Source organism: Streptomyces sp. NPDC050732, assembly GCF_040654255.1.
Taxonomy (GTDB): domain Bacteria; phylum Actinomycetota; class Actinomycetes; order Streptomycetales; family Streptomycetaceae; genus Streptomyces.
In genome coordinates this window covers 59,777-77,579 of the sequence record NZ_JBFAHP010000001.1, presented here as the reverse complement: position 1 = coordinate 77,579, position 17,803 = coordinate 59,777, and the positions used below count along the sequence as shown (strand labels likewise).

Genomic DNA, 17,803 nt, shown 5'->3' with positions numbered 1-17,803 from the left:
GTCCCCCCGTCCATCCAATCGGAACGCGAGATTCATGACCGTCACCGACGATGTACTGCTTGTCCACGGCGGAACCCCGCTGGAGGGCGAGATCCGTGTCCGCGGCGCGAAGAACCTTGTGCCCAAGGCCATGGTCGCCGCGCTGCTCGGCAGCGCCCCGAGCCGGCTGCGCAATGTCCCCGACATCCGCGACGTGCGCGTCGTGCGCGGCCTGCTGCAGCTGCACGGCGTGACGGTCCGGCCCGGCGAGGAGCCGGGCGAGCTCATCATGGACCCGTCACACGTGGAGAGCGCGAATGTCGCCGACATCGACGCCCACGCGGGCTCGTCGCGCATTCCGATCCTGTTCTGCGGCCCGCTCCTGCACCGCCTCGGGCACGCTTTCATCCCCGGCCTCGGCGGCTGCGACATCGGCGGCCGGCCGATCGACTTCCACTTCGAGGTGCTCCGCCAGTTCGGCGCCACCATCGAGAAGCGGGAGGGCGGCCAGTACCTGGAGGCCCCGCAGCGCCTGCGCGGCACCAAGATCCGCCTGCCCTACCCGTCCGTGGGCGCCACCGAGCAGGTCCTGCTCACCGCCGTGCTCGCGGAGGGCGTCACCGAGCTCTCGAACGCTGCGGTGGAGCCGGAGATCGAGGACCTGATCTGCGTCCTGCAGAAAATGGGCGCGATCATCGCCATGGACACCGACAGGACCATACGGGTCACCGGTGTCGACAGCCTCGGCGGCTACAACCACCACGCCCTCTCGGACCGCCTGGAGGCCGCCTCCTGGGCTTCCGCGGCCCTGGCGACCGAAGGCAACATCTACGTCCGCGGCGCCCAGCAGCGCTCGATGATGACGTTCCTGAACACCTACCGGAAGGTGGGCGGTGCCTTCGAGATCGACGACGAGGGCATCCGCTTCTGGCACCCGGGCGGCTCGCTCGACGCGATCGCCCTGGAGACGGACGTCCACCCCGGTTTCCAGACCGACTGGCAGCAGCCGCTCGTGGTGGCCCTGACGCAGGCCGCGGGCCTCTCCATCGTCCACGAGACGGTCTACGAGTCCCGGCTGGGCTTCACCTCGGCGCTCAACCAGATGGGCGCGCACATCCAGCTCTACCGCGAGTGCCTCGGCGGCTCCGACTGCCGCTTCGGCCAGCGGAACTTCCTGCACTCGGCGGTCGTCAGCGGCCCCACGAAGCTGCAGGGCGCCGATCTGGTCATCCCCGACCTGCGCGGCGGCTTCTCGTACTTGATCGCGGCCCTCGCGGCGCAGGGCACGTCCCGCGTCCACGGCATCGACCTGATCAACCGCGGCTACGAGAACTTCATGGAGAAGCTCCAGGAACTCGGCGCGAAGGTCGAACTCCCGAACAGGGCTCCGCTCGGCTAGCGGTCTCCCGCACGGCACACGAAAGGGGCGGTCACCCACTGGGTGACCGCCCCTTTCAGCTGCTTGAGGCTACTTGCCCTTGGCCGCTTCCTTCAGCTTGGAACCAGCCGAAACCTTGACGCTGTAACCGGCCGGGATGTTGATCGGCTCACCGGTCTGCGGGTTGCGGGCGGTGCGAGCGGCACGGTGGGTGCGCTCGAAGGTCAGGAAGCCGGGGATGGTGACCTTCTCGTCGCCCTTGGCAACGATCTCGCCGACGGTCTCGGCGAACGCGGCCAGCACGGCGTCGGCGTCCTTGCGGGTCACCTCTGCGCGGTCGGCCAGCGCGGCCACCAGCTCACTGCGGTTCATGTTTGTACTCCCGTGTTCTTTTGCCGTTGAGGCGTGCCACGCGGCAGGGCCGCATGATGGGCACAGCGAAGACGATGCTGCCAGGGTCCTCGGACAGTCCCCGGACCCGGGTCTGACGTCCAGACCCTCGCGCCCGATTACGCATCCTGCCCCCACCTGCGGCGGGAAAGCCAATCCGGCGCCCTTGGGGGTCACACGAAAAGCGTCCGCCGCCCCCTGAAATACGGGGGCCAGGGGAGGGCTGGCTGCCAAGCCACCCTAGAGGGGGCCCGTGGGGCCCGGGTTCCGCGACGCGCCGTGCGGCTAGGCCGTGGCGCCTGTCACAGCGGCCCCCGCGGCCTTCGCGGCGGTGCGCACGGCACCGGCCACGGCGCCCGCGACCTTGTCGTTGAAGACGCTGGGGATGATGTAGTTGCGGTTCAGCTCGTCCTCGGCGACGACGTCCGCGAGGGCACCCGCGGCGGCCAGCATCATCTCCGTGTTGACGGTGCGCGACTGGGCGTCGAGCAGGCCGCGGAAGACGCCGGGGAAGACCAGGACGTTGTTGATCTGGTTCGGGAAGTCCGAGCGTCCCGTGGCCACGACTTCCGCCGTCTGCCGGGCGATCGCCGGGTCGACCTCGGGGTCCGGGTTCGCGAGCGCGAACACGATGGCGCCGTCGGCCATGGCCGCGACGTCGTCGCCGTTCAGCACGTTCGGAGCGGAGACGCCGATGAAAACGTCGGCGCCGACGACGGCCTCCTTGAGCGTGCCCGTGAGACCCTCGGGGTTGGTGTTGTCGGCGATCCAGCGCAGCGGCGAGTCGACGTCGTGGGAGACCAGGTCCTCGCGGTCGGCGTGCACGACGCCGTGGATGTCGGCCACGACGGCGTTCTTCACACCGGCGGCGAGCAGCAGCTTCAGGATGGCCGTGCCGGCCGCGCCGGCGCCCGACATCACCACGCGCACGTCGCCGATGCCCTTGCCCACCACGCGCAGGGCGTTGGTGAGGGCGGCGAGGACGACGATGGCGGTGCCGTGCTGGTCGTCGTGGAAGACCGGGATGTCGAGGGCCTCGCGCAGCCGGGCCTCGATCTCGAAGCAGCGCGGCGCGGAGATGTCCTCCAGGTTGATGCCCGCGAAGCCGGGGGCGATGGCCTTGACGATCTCGACGATGGCGTCGGTGTCCTGGGTGTCCAGGCAGAGCGGCCAGGCGTCGATGCCGGCGAAGCGCTTGAAGAGGGCCGCCTTGCCCTCCATGACGGGCAGCGCGGCCTTCGGGCCGATGTTGCCGAGGCCCAGGACGGCCGAACCGTCCGTTACGACCGCAACGGAGTTGCGCTTGATCGTGAGGCGGCGGGCGTCCTCGGGGTTCTCGGCGATCGCCATGCACACGCGGGCGACGCCCGGGGTGTAGATCATGGAGAGGTCGTCACGGTTGCGGATGGGGTGCTTGGACGCCATCTCGATCTTGCCGCCGAGGTGCATCAGGAACGTACGGTCGGAGACCTTGCCGAGGGTGACGCCCTCGATGGTGCGCAGCTGCTCGACGATCTCGTCGGCGTGCGTGGTGGAGGACGCCGCGATCGTCACGTCGATCCGCAGCATCTCGTGGCCGGACGCCGTGACGTCGAGGCCGGTGACCGAACCCCCGGAGGACTCCACGGCCGTGGTCAGCTGGGAGACCGCTGTACCGCTGGCGGGCACCTCCAGTCGGACCGTCATCGAGTAGGAGACGCTGGGCGCCGTTGCCATGGCGGACTTCCTCTGCTTTCACCTTGTAGCTCTTGCCGTCCGATGGTCGCACCTACCGCCGAGTACGTGGTAGCCGCCCCGGATTGCGAACGTTTTGTTCACCGGCCAGTGCGCTGCAGTTTCGGAAACTTGTTTCCACCATACGAGAAGGTGACCGGAACGGAAAGAGGGACCGGAACAGAAAGAGGCCCACGTCACTGGGTGACGTGGGCCTCTCCCCTACGTTCATGACACCGACCCGCCATGCTCGCCTCGCGGCAAGTGGTCGCTCGTAGCGACGATGGTTGGGCCCGGGGGCTTGGATCGAGCCGGTGCCACATCCAAGGTAACAAACGAATCCCGTAAGGCAATTCCCGTCCCGAGAAGCCGCTCGGGTCAATCTCCGACTCCGAGCAGGGTCAGTCTCTGAGCAGGTCCGGGACGCTGGCCTCGTCCGGCTCGTCGCGCTCCCCCGACAGGACCGTGAGCTGCTGCGTCGCGCGCGTCAGCGCCACGTACAGGACGCGCAGGCCCGCCGGGGACTCGTCCGCGATCTCCGCGGGCGAGACGACCAGCGTCGCGTCGTACTCCAGACCCTTGGCCTCCAGGCTGCCCAGCGCCACCACCCGGTCGCCGAGCCCCGCCAGCCAGCGCGCCGCCTGCTCGCGCCGGTTCATCGCCACCACGACACCGACCGTGCCTTCGACCCGCTCCAGGAGCCGCGCCGCCTCCTCGCGCACGGACGAGGCGAGGTCCTTGCCCCGTACGACGGCGAAGCGGGGCTCCACACCGGTGGAGCGGACCGCCGACGGGGACTCCGCCCCCGGCATCGCGAGGGCCAGGACCCGCGCGGCCAGGTCGGCGATCTCGGCGGGGTTGCGGTAGTTGACGGTGAGCGTGAAACGGCGGCGCGGGCGGGTGCCGAGCGCCTCGTCGCGCGCCTCGCCCGCCTCGTCGGGGTCGGACCAGGAGGACTGGGCCGGGTCGCCGACGACGGTCCACGTGGCGTGCCGGCCGCGGCGGCCGACCATGCGCCACTGCATGGGCGTCAGGTCCTGGGCCTCGTCGACGATGACGTGCGCGTACTCGGTGCGCTCCGCCGCGAGCCGCTCGGCGCGCTCGCGCTGGGACTCCTCGCGCTGCGGCATCAGCTCTTCGAGGCCGGTGAGCAGGTCGAGGGGGTCGAGCTCACGCTTCTTCTTGGGGCGGTGCGGGGTGCCGAGGATCGCCTGGAGCTCGTCGAGCATCGCCACGTCGTGCACGGACAGGGCGTCGCGCCGCAGCGAGCGGGCGACCTTGCGGACCTCGCCGGGGTTGAGGATCCGTCGCGCCCAGCGGCCCAGGCGCCTCTCGTCGCTCATCGCGGCGAGCACGCCGCGCGGGGTGAGCTCCGGCCACCAGGCGTCCAGGAAGCGGATGAAGTCGTCCTCGGACGTGATGTCGTCGTCGAAGGAGGAGCGCAGCTCGGCGGCGAGCTCCGGGTCCGTGTGGCGGCCCGCCGCGCCGGACTGGGACCACAGGGCGTCCAGGAGGAGCTTGCGGGCGCGCGGGCGCAGCAGGTTGACGGGGGCGGTGCCGCCGAGTGCGTTGCGGCGGATGCGGTCCAGCTGGCCGGCGTCCAGTTCGAGACGGCGGCCGAAGGCGACGACGCGGAGGCGGGTGGGGGCGCCGGTGGCCTGCGGTTCCGGGCCCTCGTCGCCGAAGGACAGCTGCCCGTTGTCGCCGAAGGACAGCTGCCCGTTCTGCGGGGCGGAGGGGGCGGAGGAGGCGGCCGGGGCGGAGGGCGTCTCCAGCGCTCCCCTCGCCGCCTTCCGCAGCACCTTCAGCATGCGCGAGGAGCCCTTGACGCGGGCCACCGCCGGGCTGTCGTACTCCGTCGCCTCCACGCCGTCCACCAGGGAGCCGACCGCGCGGATCGCGACCTGCCCCTCCTCGCCGAGGGACGGCAGCACGCCTTCCGTGTAGGCGACCAGGAGCGGGGTCGGGGAGACGATGAGGATGCCGCCCGCGTACCGGCGGCGGTCCTGGTAGAGGAGGTACGCGGCCCGGTGCAGGGCCACCGCGGTCTTGCCGGTGCCGGGGCCGCCCTCCACGTACGTCACCGACGCGGCGGGCGCCCGGATCACCATGTCCTGCTCGGCCTGGATGGACGCCACGATGTCCCGCATCGAGTGGCTGCGGGCCTGGCCGAGCGCGGCCATCAGGGCGCCGTCGCCGACCACGGGCAGCTCCTCGCCGTCGAGGCGGGCGGTGAGCTCGGGGCGCATCAGGTCGTCCTCGACGCCGAGGACCTTGCGGCCCTTGGAGCGGATGACGCGGCGGCGCACCACCCGGCCCGGGTCGACCGGCGTCGAGCGGTAGAAGGGGGCGGCGGCGGGCGCGCGCCAGTCGATGACCAGCGGGGAGTAGTCGGCGTCGAGGACACCGATGCGGCCGATGTGCAGGGTCTCCGCGATGTCGGCGTGCTTGCCGTCCGCGTCCTCGCGCACCGCTCCCTCGGCCGGTTCGACCGCCGTGTACGCGCCGTCGGGCCCCTTCTTGCCGTCCTTGCCCCGGAGCAGGTCGATACGGCCGAAGAGGAAGTCCTCGAACTCGTTGTTGAGCCGGTTGAGGTGCACACCGGCGCGGAAGACCTGCGCGTCACGCTCGGCGAGCGCCCCCGGCGTACCGACCTGGGAGCGCTGGGCAGCGTCGTTCATCAGGAACTCGGCCTCGTGGATCTTCTCCTCAAGGCGTCGGTAGACCTGGTCGAGATGTTCTTGTTCGACGCTGATCTCGCGGTCGCGTACGTCGGCCACCGAGGCCCCTTTCACACCGTGCTGCTGCCCGTATTGAGCAGCCGTCCACCCTATGCGAAAGGGACCCGCCCTGTGCACTCGTCTCGCGCCGCACTCGTCTCACGCCCGGCGTGCGCTACACGTCGACCTTGACCAGCCGCTCCCCGTCGAACGTGGTCACCTCGAAGTGATCGATCTCGTTCCGGTCCATGGCCGCGCCGCCGTGCACGTACAGCGGGCTGCGCGCCCATTTGTTCGGGCTGTCCTTGATGCCGTACCCCCACTCGGGCACCGACCAGCTGCTGACGGTCTCCTTCTCGCCGTCCTTGCCGACCGCGACCAGGGAGCACTTGAGCGGGCCCTTGACGTTCTTCAGCTCCAGGACGGTGTGCGTGCCCCAGGCCTTCTCCTCCGTGCCGACCGTGGCACTGACCTTGGTCGCCGGGTCGGTGGCGCGCGCCTTCTCGTCCATGTGGTGGAAGAAGGCGTCCTCGGCGGGGCTCGACGGATGCGGATCGGCCACCACACCCTTCGACCCGCCGTCGTCACCGGCCACCGCGAGGACGACGAGCGGCCCTCCGACGATCAGCGCGACCGCCGCCGCGACCAGGTACAGGCCGCGCCTGCGCCCGCGCTCCCGCTTGACGGACACCTCCGCGACGAGGCGCTCGGCGAGCCGGGGGCTCGGCCGGGCGGCGAGCTGCTCGCCGATCGCGGGCACGCCGCGCGGGCCGGGAAAGTCCGCGAGCGCGGCCAGCATCGGCTCCATGCCGGAGAGCTCGTCCAGCTGCCGACGGCAGAAGTCGCACCCGACGAGGTGCTCCTCGAACCGCGTGGCGTCCGCGTCGTCCAGGATCCCGAGGGCGTAGGCGCCGACGGTCTCGTGGAGCTCGTCGTCCTGCCGCGCGCCGTGGTGGCCGTGGAAATCGGTCATGCCGTCACCCCCCGCTCCTCAAGCGCCAGCTTCATCGAGCGAAGCGCGTAGAAGACCCGTGAACGGACCGTCCCGCTGGGTATGCCCAGCGTCTCGGCCGCCTCGTTGACCGTACGCCCTTTGAAGTAGGTCTCGACAAGTACCTCCCGGTGTGCGGGAGTCAGATCCTCCAGCGCGTCCGAGAGCGTCATCAGCCACAGTGCCCTGTCGATCTCGTCCTCCGCGGGAATGACCTCCAGCGGCGACGGATCGACCTCCTGCGGCCGGGCCTGCCGGCTGCGGTGGCCGTCGATGACGATGCGCCGAGCGACCGTCACCAGCCAGGGGCGTACCGAACCGGTCGCTCTGTTGAGCTGACCGGCGTTCTTCCAGGCACGGATGAGCGTTTCCTGCACGACGTCCTCGGCACGCTGCCGGTCGCCCGCCACCAGCCGGAGCACATAGGCGAGAAGTGCTCCCGCGTGCTCGCGGTAGAGGGCGCGCATCAAATCCTCGTCCGGGCCCGGGGGCCGTCCGAGGCGATGGCGGTGCGGCTGCGGGCGCTCATCGGCCACGGCGGAATCCTTGCGCACGCGTACCTCCGGTGTCCGCCCTTTCGACGGGTCGGGCGGTTCTCACGACGGAGGTACGTATGCGGGGTGGCGCGTGTTCAACGGGGGCGGGCGGAGGTTCGAGTGACCTTCACTCGCGCCCGACCGCGGCCACCCTCCGGCGGTGCCTGGCCACCCGCTCGCGGTTGCCGCACACCTCGCTTGAGCACCAGCGGCGACGGCGGCCGCGGGACGTGTCGAGGTACACGATCAGGCAGTTGTCGCCCTCGCACTGGCGCAGGAGGGCGCGGGCCGCGGGGTCGGTGAGCAGCTCGACGGTGTCCCGGGCGACGGCGGCGACGAGCGCCGGGCAGCCGGGGTCGCCGCGCAGGACACGGACGAGGGTGCCGTCGGCGGCGCGGACCGCGCACGGGGCCGGGGGTGCGGCGGCGGCCAGGGCGTTGACGCGGTCGAGGGACGCGGCGGTGGCGGCGGGGCGCCCGTCGATCTCGCCGAGCACCAACTGCCCTATGTGGTGGCGCAGTTCATGGAAGGCGGTGAGCCATTGCGGGCCGGCGCAGGGCAGTGGCGCGCCCGCCGGTACGAGACCGGTGCCCGCGAGCCAGGCGCGCAGCCGCGCCACGGAGTCGAGCCGCTCCACGGGGTGGTTCGTCGCCACGAGGTCCAGGCAGCTCCGCCCGGAGTCGAATCGCAGCTCGTACGGAGCCGGGGCCGTGCCCAACGCCATGCGCCTGTCACCGCCTTGGGGGGTCACCGGTGAGTGAATGCCGTTGCGTACCCCTACAGTGCACTCCCCCGCGCGGCTCCGGAACCCGGCGTACCAGGTTGCCCGGAGAACCCTCTCCCGGGCGCCCCGGGAAGCCCTCCGCCGACGCGGCGGGGGCCGCGCCCGGCTCACCCCACGTACTTCGACCCCGCCGCCGGATCGATCGCCAGCCGGTACCCCCGCTTGACCACCGTCTGGATCAGCTTCGGCGTGCCGAGGGCCGTGCGCAGGCGGGCCATCGCGGACTCCACCGCGTGCTCGTCGCTGCCCGCGCCCGGGAGCACGCGCAGCAGCTCGGCGCGGGCCACGACCCAGCCGGGCCTGCGCGCGAGGGCGGTCAGCAGGGCCATGCCCGCGGGCGGTACGGCGCGCAGCTCGTCGTCGACGAGCACGGCGTGGCCGCGGATCTCGACGCGGTGCCCCGCGATGCGCAACACCCGCGCACGGGAGGGGAGTTCCTGGCACAGGAGCTGGACGAGCGGCCCGAGCCGGAACCGTTCGGGCTGCACCGTGTCGACGCCGAGGGACTGCAGCGGCAGCGCGGTGACGGGCCCCACGCAGGCGGACAGCACGTCGTGGTGGAGGGCGGCGAGGAGCTCGGCCGTCATGCCCCGCTCCTCGGCGCGGGCGAGCAGCGAGGCCGCGGCGGGCGCGCTGGTGAACGTCAGCGCGTCGACGCCCCGGCCGACGGCCGCGTCGAGGAGCCGGTCCACGGGGCTGAGGTCCTCGGGCGGCAGCCACCGGTAGACGGGCACCATGACCACCTCCGCTCCCCCGGCCCGCAGCGCCTCGACGAAACCGGGCAGCGGCTCCCCGTGCAGCTGGAGGGCGACGCGCCGTCCGTCGACGCCCTCGCCGAGGAGCCGGTCGAGGACCTCCGCCATGGACTCGGACGACGGCGACCACTCCTCGGTGAGCCCCGCGGCGCGCACCGCCCCCTTGACCTTCGGCCCGCGGGCGAGCAGTTCGACCCCGCGCAGACAGCGGACCAGCGCCTCCCCGTACCCCCAGCCGTCCGCGGCCTCGATCCAGCCGCGGAACCCGATGGCGGTGGTGGCGACCACGACGTCGGGCGCGTGGTCGATCAACTCCTTCGTCGCGGCGAGGAGTTCACTGTCGTCGGCGAGCGGCACGATGCGCAGCGCGGGCGCGTGCAGCACGGTGGCGCCGCGCCGCTTGAGGAGCGCGCCGAGCTCGTCGGCGCGCCGGGCGGCGGTCACGCCGACGGTGAAGCCGGCGAGGGGACCGTGGGCGGTCGGTCCGTCGGTGGCCGGGGTGCTCCTGGGGCCGGGGCTCGGGCTGTCGCTGGGCCTGGGGCTGTCGCTGTCGCTGGGCCTGGGGCTGTCGTGCATAGGCTCGTCTCGTCTCGTCCCGCTCGTGACTCTCGTCCCGCTCGTTTCACTCGGGGTTCTTGGTTCTCGGTTCTTGGTTCGTGGCTCGTGGGCGGCGGACGACCGAGCCTGTCAACGGCGCGTGACGGGCCCGGTTCACGCCGATGTCCGCCGTGTTACGTCACACCTCGGCGTAGCTGAGCTGCGACTTCTCCTCGGTGTCGGCCGCCGGGGCCGTACGGGCGACCGGTCGGCGAAGGTATACGGCCCAGGTGACGGCCGCACACACACCGTAGAAGGCGAGGAAGGCGATGTACGCGCCCGTGCCGGAACCCACGGTCTGGAAGGACTGCCGCAGCGCGAGGTTGATGCCGAGTCCGCCGAGCCCGCCGACGGCCCCGATGAGCCCCATGGCCGCCCCGGAGAGCCGCCGTCCCTGGGCCGCGGCGGCCTCCCCCACGAGCCCCTCGGCCTCCGCCTTCGTCTGGAAGATCCCGGGAATCATCTTGTACGTCGACCCGTTCCCGAGCCCGGTGAGCACGAACAGCGCGACGAACGCGCCGACGAACAGGGGCAGCGACTCCCGCACGGACGCGACGACGACCACACCGGTGGCGGCGCCCATGCCGAGGAAGTTCCACAGGGTGATGCGCGCCCCGCCGAACCGGTCGGCGAGCCGCCCGCCGAAGGGCCGGATGAGCGAGCCGAGCAGCGGCCCGACGAAGGTGAGCTGGGCGGCTTCGAGCGGCGTACGCCCGAACTGCGTCTGCAGGACGAGCCCGAAGGCGAAGCCGTACCCGATGAACGACCCGAACGTCCCCACGTACAGGAACGACATGATCCACGTGTGCGCGTCCCGCGTGGCGGCCTTCACGGCACCGGTGTCATTACGGACGGAAGAAATGCTGTCCATGTACAGAAAGGCACAGACGGCGGAGACGACGACAAGCGGAATATAGATCCCGAGCACCACGCGCGGCCCACCGCCCGCCCCGATGACGGCGAGCCCCACGAGCTGCACCACGGGCACGCCGATGTTGCCGCCCCCCGCGTTGAGCCCGAGGGCCCACCCCTTCTTCCGCAGCGGGAAGAACGAGTTGATGTTGGTCATGCTGGAGGCGAAGTTGCCGCCGCCGACCCCGGTGAGCAGGGCACACAGCATGAAGGTGGAGTAGGACGTCCCCGGCTCCATGACGACGAACGCGGCGACGGTCGGCAGGAGCAGCAGGGAGGCCGCGATGACGGTCCAGTTACGCCCGCCGAAGCGTGCGACGGCGAAGGTGTACGGCACGCGCACCACGGCCCCCACGAGGGTCGCCATCGACACGAGGAAGAACTTTCCGGCCGCGTCGATCCCGTACTCGGGCCCCATGAACAGCACCATCACCGACCACAGGCTCCATACAGAGAACCCGATGTGCTCGGACAGCACGGAGAACGCCAGATTCCGCCGGGCGACCTTCTCCCCGCCCTCCTCCTTCCAGAACGTCTCGTCCTCCGGGTCCCACCGCTCGATCCACATCACACGCCTCCAGGAGTAGTCCACGCACACCGGCCGACACTCCCGAACGTAAGGAGACCGCATTTCAACCTTGTGCCGCGCGATGACCACCGGGGAACGTTGCTCTCACGGGGGGTGGGGTGGGGCGGTGAGGGGCGCGGACCGCACGCCCCTCTGGCCGCTCACCGGTTGACGGACTGCACCTCTTCGACCTCGACCTGCTGGTCCGCGCCGAACCGGCCGTCGGGGAGGTCGCCGCCCTCGCCGGTCGTGCTGGTCCAGCTGATCTTCCAGGTGACGGTGGCCCGGATGTTGTACGAGCCGTCGCCGGAGGAGCGCAGGTACTTCACGCCGCAGGGCGGGTCCGTGTCCGCCGGGGTGCCCTTGGCGCGGGGTGCGCCGATCTTTCCGTCCTCGATGGGGCATTCGCCGGAGGCGGGGTACGTCTCGGCGTCCTCGGTCCCCGGGTCGATCGAGAGGGAGACGGGCTCGGCGGTCGTGGTCGCGGAGAGTCCCGACCCCGGGATGCTCGCGGTGACGGAGACCTTCTTGAACTTCGCCTTGTCCAGCCAGACCCAGGTCGGGAGGTTGACCTTCGTCGTCCCCTCGGGCGCCATCCTGATGGAGGTGCTGGGGACGGGGAGTTCGTCGTAGGCGTACTCGGCGAGGATCTCGGGAGTCACGGCCAGGGGCTCCTTCGGCGTCTCTCCCTCATCGACCCAGAAGGGCTGCTTGTCGCAGGCGCTGGCCTCCGGATCGTCCTTGCGGTTCGGATTGACCGCCGCGGCCCAGAACATGCCCTCGCCCTGCTTGTCGAGGTTGTAGTTCTTGTACGGCTTGCCCTTCTTGTAGCGGCTGTCGAGATAGTCGCCGACGAACTCCCCGACGCTGTCGAAGAGCGGGACGCCGTCGCCGAAGCCGCGCCACGCCTTGACCGTCTTCTCGATCTCTTTCGGCGAGAAGGCGGGCTCGTACCAGCAGGCGGGCGGATTCCAATTGCTGTCCGCCGACGAGAGGTTGCCGGTCCTGGCCGAACTCGTATTGCCGTTGACCGACGTCTGGACCTTTGTCTGGACGGTGATGGTGCGGCCGTTCTTTCCGCCCTTCGCCTGCTTCCCGTCCGTCTGGTCCGTCCAGCCGGCCCACGCCTGCGGTGCCGCCTGGCCGGTGATGACCAAGGCCGCGAGCGCGGCCACGAGCACGTTCCTCCGGGTCACGGCTGGCACAGCGCACTCCCCATCTCCGACGTGCTGTTGGTCAGCTGCCACACGCCGTCGGCGTTCTTGCGCAGCCGGTCGTTGTAGCGGATGTACGAGTCCTTGCCGGCGGGAGTGACGTTCTTCTTCCCCGTCTTGCGGTCCTTCGTGAACCCCTTGGACTCGTCCGAGCAGTAGGTCAGACCGGCCGAACCGTCCTTGCTGAACTTGACCTCACGGTCGGTGAAGCGAACCGTCCCGGCCAGCGTCAGGTCGTTCTTGATGAAGTTGCCGGACCATTCGATCGTCCCGAGCAGACCCGCGCCCTTGCTGTAGTACCGGACAGCCTCCGACTTCGGGTCCTGGTTCTCGATCGATTCCACGATGGCTCGCCAGTACTCGGCGTTGTCCCGCAGTACGGCGTCCGTCTTCGCGTCACCCGTGGTCTCAGGGGTGAATTCCAGTTTGACGTCCTTCGGCACGACGATCTTCGGCCGGTCGATCCCGTCCGCCGGGGCCGACGCCGAGGGGGACGACTTCTCCGCCGCGTCCCCCGCATCAGCGCCCGCGATCTTGTCGCTGTCCGTGGAGTCGCCGCTGCCCCCGCCGCAGGCGGAGAGCGAGAAGACTGCCGCAGCTGTCAGGGTGGCCGCTGTGAGCAGGGCGGGTCGGCGGTTCACTGTGAGCTCCTGGTGGGGCGAGAGTTCTCTGGAGTGCACCAAGCTATCCATGCGGGGGAGGCGAGGGCACGTCGAGGTCGGCCCTCACCCCAGATGTGTGTCCCCCAGCGACAACAGCAGCCGGCGCAGTGCCCCGTCGAGGGCGGCGCGGTCCTTCGGGGTGAGCGCGGCGAGCATGTGTTCCTCGTTCGCGACGTGGTCGACCACCGCGCGGTCGACCAGGTCGCGGCCCGCGTCGGTGAGGCGGACGCGGATGGCGCGGCGGTCGTTCGGGTCCGGATGGCGTTCGATCAGGCCCTTGCGCTCCAGCTTGTCGAGGCGGTTGGTGATGGCGCCGGAAGTCACCATGGCGGTCTTGAGGAGGCCGCCCGCGGTCAGTTCGTGCGGGGCGCCGACGCGGCGCAGGGTGGCGAGGACGTCGAACTCCGCGAATTCCAGGCCGTACTCGACGAACACCCGCTTCATGCCCTTGCTCAGCAGGTGGTCGGCCCTCTTGATGCGACCGACCAGCGCCATCGCGTCCAGGTGCGCGAGGTCCAGGTCGGGGCGCTCGCGGCGCCATTGGGCGCGCAACTCGTCGATGGCGTCGTGGTCGGTCGTCTCGTGGTCCGTCATGTCGTCGTCGGTCATGTCGTCGTCTCCGCTCTTGCCGCCATGCAGGGGGCGCTCGGATCCGCCCGAGGCAAGTCTCTCAACGTTCAGATACTTGACGCTCACAGATCCGGGGTCCATATTTATCTCAACGTTGAGAATAACAGCGTTGAGGGGATCGACGAGGGGAAGCGGCATCATGGACATCGGCAGCACCGGCACCGGAACCGGCACCGGTACTCGCACCAGCGCCACCACCGCGAGCACCAGCAGCACCAGCACCACCGGCACCACCCAGCGCCCAGCGTCGCCCCCGGCACACCACTCGCCCCCCGGGCGGCCCACCAACACCCCCCGCCCCTCCACCAAAGCCGCCGCCGGCATCGCCGCACTCGCCGCCATCGGCCCGGCCACCTGGGGCACCACCTACGTCACGACCACCGAACTCCTGCCCCCGGACCGCCCGTTGCTCGCCGCCGCCCTGCGCGCGCTGCCCGCCGGGCTCATCCTGCTCGCGCTCACCCGGCGCCTGCCGAGCGGCGACTGGTGGTGGAAGGCGGCCGTGCTCGGCATCCTCAACTTCGGAGCGTTCTTCCCGCTCCTCTTCTTCGGCGCGTACCGGCTGCCCGGCGGCGTCGCCTCGACGATCAGCGCCGTCATGCCGCTGCTGGTCGCCGGGTTCGGGATCGGGGTGCTGAAGGTGCGGCCGACCGGTCGTACGTTGGCCGCCGGGCTCGTCGGCGTCGCGGGCGTCGCACTCCTCGTCCTGCGCGGCACCGCCGCGGTCGACCTCGCGGGCATTCTCGCCATGCTGGCGGCCACCACGCTGATGGCGCTCGCCGTGGTGCTCAGCAAGCGGTGGGGCCGTCCGGCCGGCGTCTCCCTGCTCGCCCTCACCGGCTGGCAGCTGACCGCGGGCGGGCTGGTCCTGGCGCCCATCGCCCTCACCGCCGAGGGCCTGCCGGACCACTTCACCGGCGCGAATCTCGCCGGGTACGCCTACCTCGGCATCGTCGGCACGGCCCTCGCGTACGCCCTGTGGTTCCGCGGCATCGAACGCCTGCCCGCCTCCTCGGTCTCGTTCCTCGGCCTGACCAACCCGGTCGTCGCCACGCTCGCCGGGCTGCTGCTCCTGGGGCAGACGCTGACCGTCTGGCAGCTGGGCGGCCTGGTCCTCGTCCTGGCGAGCGTGCTGCTCGGCCAGAGCCGGCCCAACGGAAGCCGACCCAGCGGAAGCCGGCCCGACGGAAGCCGGCGCAATGAAGGCCGACGCGGCCGGGCACGACGCGCGTAACCACCGCCACGCCCGCCCCCGCACCACCTTCCTCAAGGAGCCGACCCCATGCGCATCACCGTCTTCGGAGCAGCCGGAAACGCCGGCAGCCGCGTCGTCACCGAGGCCCTCGCCCGCGGCCACGAAGTCACCGCCGTCGTCCGTGACCCCGCCCGCTTCAGCGAGCTCCACCCGGGCGCCGCCCACCGCGCCGGCGACGCCGGGAGCCCGGACCGCGTCGCCGAGTTGAGCGCCGGCCAGGACGTCGTGGTCAACGCGACCAGACCCGCCCCCGGCCACGAACACGAGCACCCGGCCATCACCGAGGCGCTCCTGACAGGCCTCGCCCGCGCCGACGGCGTACGCCTCATCGTCATCGGCGGCGCGGGCAGCCTGACGGTCCCCGGTACGCAGGGGGTCCTCGCCATCGACGACCCGAGGTACGTCCCGCCGGCCTGGCGCCACATAGCCGAGGCGTCGAACGCCCAGTACGACGCACTCCGCACCGCGGACACGAAGGTCCCCTGGACCTACATCAGCCCCTCGGCCCTCTTCGAACCCGGCACCCGCACGGGCGAGTTCCGCCTGGCCGAGGACGAGCTACTGGTGGACGCGGAGGGCAACTCGTCCATCTCCATGGAGGACTTCGCGATCGCCCTCCTGAACGAGGCGGAACACCCGAGCCCCCACCGCACCCGCTTCACCGTCGGCTACTGAGCCCCCGACTCCACCCGAGCCGTCACTTACCGGCGAACTTCCAGCTCACCTGGTCGCCGTCCTCCTTGGCGGACCAGCGGACCTCGATGGACTTCGAGCCCTTCGGGATCAGGTACGTCTCGCACAGGACGTGGGTCTCGCCCTTCTTCCAGCCTTCGAGGTCCAGCTCGTCCTCGCAGCCCGGCGCGTCCTCGGCGGCGCCGATGAGGAGGCCGCCGCGGGTGCCGTCCGCGTAGATCTCCGTGGTGTCCTGGACGTCGGGGGTGTCCGTGAGCGGCGCGCCGCCCTTGTGCGTGATCTTCATGTGGGCGGTCGCCGTGACCAGGCCCTTGGCCCTCTTCGGGTCCGAGACCAGCTTCTTGGTCTCGGCCTCCGTGCCGACGTCGACCTTCTCGGCGGTGACGTCGTACGTGACGAAGGCCTCGTCCTCCTTGACCTTGCCCGTGGTGCTCTCGCCGGCCGCCAGCGCCGACTCCTCCTTGGGCTTGTTCTGGGACGTGGAGGCGCCGGCCTTCGGCTTGTCCTCCGACTTCTTGTCGTCGCCGCCACCGCAGGCGGTCAGCGCGAGGGCGAGCACGGCGACGGGGGCGGCGGCGCGCAGCGCGGTCTTCCTGTAAAGCAAAGCAATCTCCTGGCAGAGGTGGGGGGCCCGCCGCACGGCGGTCGTCCGGCGTGAGCAGCGGGAAGAGCCGTCAGCTTAGGAGTTGGCTCCAGGGCGCGTCGAGATCGTTACGGTCCTTCAGTGCCCAACTATTGGCAGGTGCAATGCTTTGCGGGCGCACGCCGCAGGGCCCTTTACGCGCCGCCCCTGCGAGTGGGATGGTTGTTTACTGGTGCGAATCTCGTTGCCCGTGCTGCCCATGCGCGCACCGAGCTGCGAGCACCGAATGCCTGTATTTACGGCGGCATTTCAAGTCATTGCGGGCACCTCGTTGCACGTAACAGTCGCGCAACGCCTTGGCCCGGCCAAGGGTGCCGCGTCAGCTCCGGCCCGTCATGACGAGTACGTCCACGTCGGGCACCCATCCATCCGCCGGCTTCTCCAGCCAGCCCTCTTCCGCCGCGAGCTCCGCGGCCGCCGACCGCAGGGCGTCAACACCCGGGTGGGTCAGGCCTTTTCGCCACACCAGGGAGACGGGGGACAGCGGGACGGGGTCGATGAGCGGGCGCAGTTCGGCTCCCGGCATGGGCGGGAAGTCGACCACGGCGAGGACCGGGTTCCGGCTCTTCGCCATGACCCGCTCGAACTCCTCGGCACCGACGGCGAGCGGCGCCGGCGGCGCAATCCCGATGCCGCGCCCCTCGAAGAGCAGCCGCGCCAGACCGGTCCACTCCAGCGTCTTCGGGTTGCCCGCCCCCGCGTACACGGTCTCCCCCGCGAGCGCGTCCAGCGGCACCGCGTCGAGCTCCGCCAGCGGGTGGCCGGTCGGCAGCAGCACCGCCATCGGCTCGTACCGCACCGGCTGCTGGTCGAGCCCGGCCCGCAGCGCCGGGTCGAGTCCGGCGAACCGGCCGAAGGAGACGTCGAGCCGTCCTGCGGCGATCTCGGCGGCCGAGCCGGTGAGGCCGCTCTCGAAACGGGCCATCAGCTCGCAGTCCGGGGCGAGTTCACGGGCCCGCTCCAGGATGCGCCCGAAGACCAGGCCGGGGCTGTTCACGTCGACGAGCAGGGGCCGCGCCGCGCCCGCGACGGCGGCGACCAGGTCGTCCTGGGCCGCCAGGACGCGTCGCGCGTACGGCAGCAGCCGCTCGCCGTCGGCCGTCAGCGTGACCTGCCGCGTCGTGCGTGCGAAGAGCTCGGCCCCCAACTCCCGCTCAAGGCGGTGCACATCACGGCTCAGCGCCTGTTGCGCGACATAGAGGCGGTGGGCCGCCCGCGTGAAGTGCAGTTCCTCCGCGACGGCGACGAAGGCGCGCAGCAGCCTTGGGTTCACATCACGGCGTACGGCTGATTCCTGGCGGCGTACCTCACTGCGTCGCTCACTGCGTACCACTGATTCCTCGGTCACCGCAGGAACCTACAACGCAGATGCGTGAATCGGCA

16 protein-coding genes are annotated in these 17,803 nt (G+C 70.9%); 3 read left to right on the top strand and 13 right to left on the bottom strand.

The window, feature by feature from the left end; translation table 11 throughout:
- Positions 1-34: 34 nt before the first annotated feature.
- Entirely contained in the window at positions 35-1,378 is a 1,344-nt protein-coding gene (murA, locus tag AB0H82_RS00275; RefSeq protein ID WP_362987127.1) for a UDP-N-acetylglucosamine 1-carboxyvinyltransferase, read from the top strand.
- Between the two features lie 69 nt (positions 1,379-1,447).
- On the opposite strand, the gene AB0H82_RS00270 is transcribed toward murA, so the two are convergent.
- The 11 genes from AB0H82_RS00270 to AB0H82_RS00220 all read right to left on the bottom strand — a co-directional run bounded on the left by AB0H82_RS00270 (position 1,448) and on the right by AB0H82_RS00220 (position 13,808).
- A complete protein-coding gene (locus AB0H82_RS00270) occupies positions 1,448-1,729 on the bottom strand; it encodes an HU family DNA-binding protein (RefSeq protein WP_016645140.1) in 282 nt (93 codons plus the stop codon).
- A gap of 303 nt (positions 1,730-2,032) precedes the next feature.
- Positions 2,033-3,463: an NAD-dependent malic enzyme gene (locus AB0H82_RS00265; protein WP_362987124.1), complete on the bottom strand. Its 1,431-nt coding sequence runs from the start codon at positions 3,461-3,463 to the stop codon at positions 2,033-2,035.
- A 398-nt stretch (positions 3,464-3,861) separates the two neighbouring features.
- Positions 3,862-6,240 (bottom strand): UvrD-helicase domain-containing protein, encoded by a 2,379-nt coding sequence (locus tag AB0H82_RS00260; RefSeq protein ID WP_362987122.1) that lies wholly within the window; start codon positions 6,238-6,240, stop codon positions 3,862-3,864.
- Between the two features lie 115 nt (positions 6,241-6,355).
- Positions 6,356-7,153 (bottom strand): zf-HC2 domain-containing protein, encoded by a 798-nt coding sequence (locus AB0H82_RS00255; RefSeq protein WP_362987120.1) that lies wholly within the window; start codon positions 7,151-7,153, stop codon positions 6,356-6,358.
- On the bottom strand, positions 7,150-7,725 hold the full coding sequence (locus AB0H82_RS00250) for a sigma-70 family RNA polymerase sigma factor (RefSeq protein WP_362987118.1): 576 nt from the start codon (positions 7,723-7,725) through the stop codon (positions 7,150-7,152). Before AB0H82_RS00250 ends, AB0H82_RS00255 begins: the two co-directional genes overlap by 4 nt.
- A 109-nt stretch (positions 7,726-7,834) precedes the next feature.
- The gene (locus AB0H82_RS00245; protein ID WP_362987116.1) at positions 7,835-8,431 is read right to left on the bottom strand and encodes a CGNR zinc finger domain-containing protein; all 597 of its coding nucleotides are present in this window, start codon (positions 8,429-8,431) and stop codon (positions 7,835-7,837) included.
- 167 nt (positions 8,432-8,598) lie between these two features.
- The gene (locus AB0H82_RS00240) at positions 8,599-9,822 is read right to left on the bottom strand and encodes a uroporphyrinogen-III synthase (protein WP_362987114.1); all 1,224 of its coding nucleotides are present in this window, start codon (positions 9,820-9,822) and stop codon (positions 8,599-8,601) included.
- A gap of 160 nt (positions 9,823-9,982) precedes the next feature.
- On the bottom strand, positions 9,983-11,323 hold the full coding sequence (locus tag AB0H82_RS00235; protein ID WP_362987112.1) for a nitrate/nitrite transporter: 1,341 nt from the start codon (positions 11,321-11,323) through the stop codon (positions 9,983-9,985).
- A gap of 161 nt (positions 11,324-11,484) precedes the next feature.
- Positions 11,485-12,519, bottom strand: coding sequence for a hypothetical protein (locus tag AB0H82_RS00230; protein WP_362987110.1), 1,035 nt, complete (start codon positions 12,517-12,519; stop codon positions 11,485-11,487).
- Positions 12,516-13,178, bottom strand: a complete 663-nt coding sequence (locus AB0H82_RS00225) for a hypothetical protein (RefSeq protein ID WP_362987108.1) — start codon at positions 13,176-13,178, stop codon at positions 12,516-12,518. Before AB0H82_RS00225 ends, AB0H82_RS00230 begins: the two co-directional genes overlap by 4 nt.
- Before the next feature lie 84 nt (positions 13,179-13,262).
- Positions 13,263-13,808 carry a MarR family transcriptional regulator gene (locus AB0H82_RS00220; protein ID WP_362987106.1) on the bottom strand — a complete coding sequence of 182 codons (546 nt, stop codon included), beginning with the start codon at positions 13,806-13,808 and terminating at the stop codon, positions 13,263-13,265.
- Between the two features lie 160 nt (positions 13,809-13,968).
- On the opposite strand from AB0H82_RS00220, the gene AB0H82_RS00215 reads away from it, so the two are divergent.
- Both AB0H82_RS00215 and AB0H82_RS00210 read left to right on the top strand, forming a co-directional pair.
- Positions 13,969-15,063, top strand: coding sequence for an EamA family transporter (locus AB0H82_RS00215; protein WP_362987105.1), 1,095 nt, complete (start codon positions 13,969-13,971; stop codon positions 15,061-15,063).
- 48 nt (positions 15,064-15,111) lie between these two features.
- Positions 15,112-15,759: an NAD(P)H-binding protein gene (locus AB0H82_RS00210; protein ID WP_362987103.1), complete on the top strand. Its 648-nt coding sequence runs from the start codon at positions 15,112-15,114 to the stop codon at positions 15,757-15,759.
- Between the two features lie 22 nt (positions 15,760-15,781).
- Here AB0H82_RS00210 and AB0H82_RS00205 read toward each other — a convergent pair whose 3' ends face one another.
- The gene (locus AB0H82_RS00205; RefSeq protein WP_362987101.1) at positions 15,782-16,381 is read right to left on the bottom strand and encodes a hypothetical protein; all 600 of its coding nucleotides are present in this window, start codon (positions 16,379-16,381) and stop codon (positions 15,782-15,784) included.
- 358 nt (positions 16,382-16,739) lie between these two features.
- Positions 16,740-17,693 carry a LysR family transcriptional regulator gene (locus AB0H82_RS00200; protein WP_362987689.1) on the bottom strand — a complete coding sequence of 318 codons (954 nt, stop codon included), beginning with the start codon at positions 17,691-17,693 and terminating at the stop codon, positions 16,740-16,742.
- Between the last annotated feature and the right edge of the window lie 110 nt (positions 17,694-17,803).

Bases quoted from the DNA above. Each gene is read 5' to 3' on its own strand.
- murA (WP_362987127.1), top strand. From the start codon at position 35: ATGACCGTCACCGACGATGTACTGCTTGTCCACGGCGGAACCCCGCTG.
- AB0H82_RS00270 (WP_016645140.1), bottom strand. From the start codon at position 1,729: ATGAACCGCAGTGAGCTGGTGGCCGCGCTGGCCGACCGCGCAGAGGTG.
- AB0H82_RS00265 (WP_362987124.1), bottom strand. From the start codon at position 3,463: ATGGCAACGGCGCCCAGCGTCTCCTACTCGATGACGGTCCGACTGGAG.
- AB0H82_RS00255 (WP_362987120.1), bottom strand. From the start codon at position 7,153: ATGACCGATTTCCACGGCCACCACGGCGCGCGGCAGGACGACGAGCTC.
- AB0H82_RS00245 (WP_362987116.1), bottom strand. From the start codon at position 8,431: ATGGCGTTGGGCACGGCCCCGGCTCCGTACGAGCTGCGATTCGACTCC.
- AB0H82_RS00240 (WP_362987114.1), bottom strand. From the start codon at position 9,822: ATGCACGACAGCCCCAGGCCCAGCGACAGCGACAGCCCCAGGCCCAGC.
- AB0H82_RS00235 (WP_362987112.1), bottom strand. From the start codon at position 11,323: ATGTGGATCGAGCGGTGGGACCCGGAGGACGAGACGTTCTGGAAGGAG.
- AB0H82_RS00220 (WP_362987106.1), bottom strand. From the start codon at position 13,808: ATGACCGACGACGACATGACGGACCACGAGACGACCGACCACGACGCC.
- AB0H82_RS00215 (WP_362987105.1), top strand. From the start codon at position 13,969: ATGGACATCGGCAGCACCGGCACCGGAACCGGCACCGGTACTCGCACC.
- AB0H82_RS00210 (WP_362987103.1), top strand. From the start codon at position 15,112: ATGCGCATCACCGTCTTCGGAGCAGCCGGAAACGCCGGCAGCCGCGTC.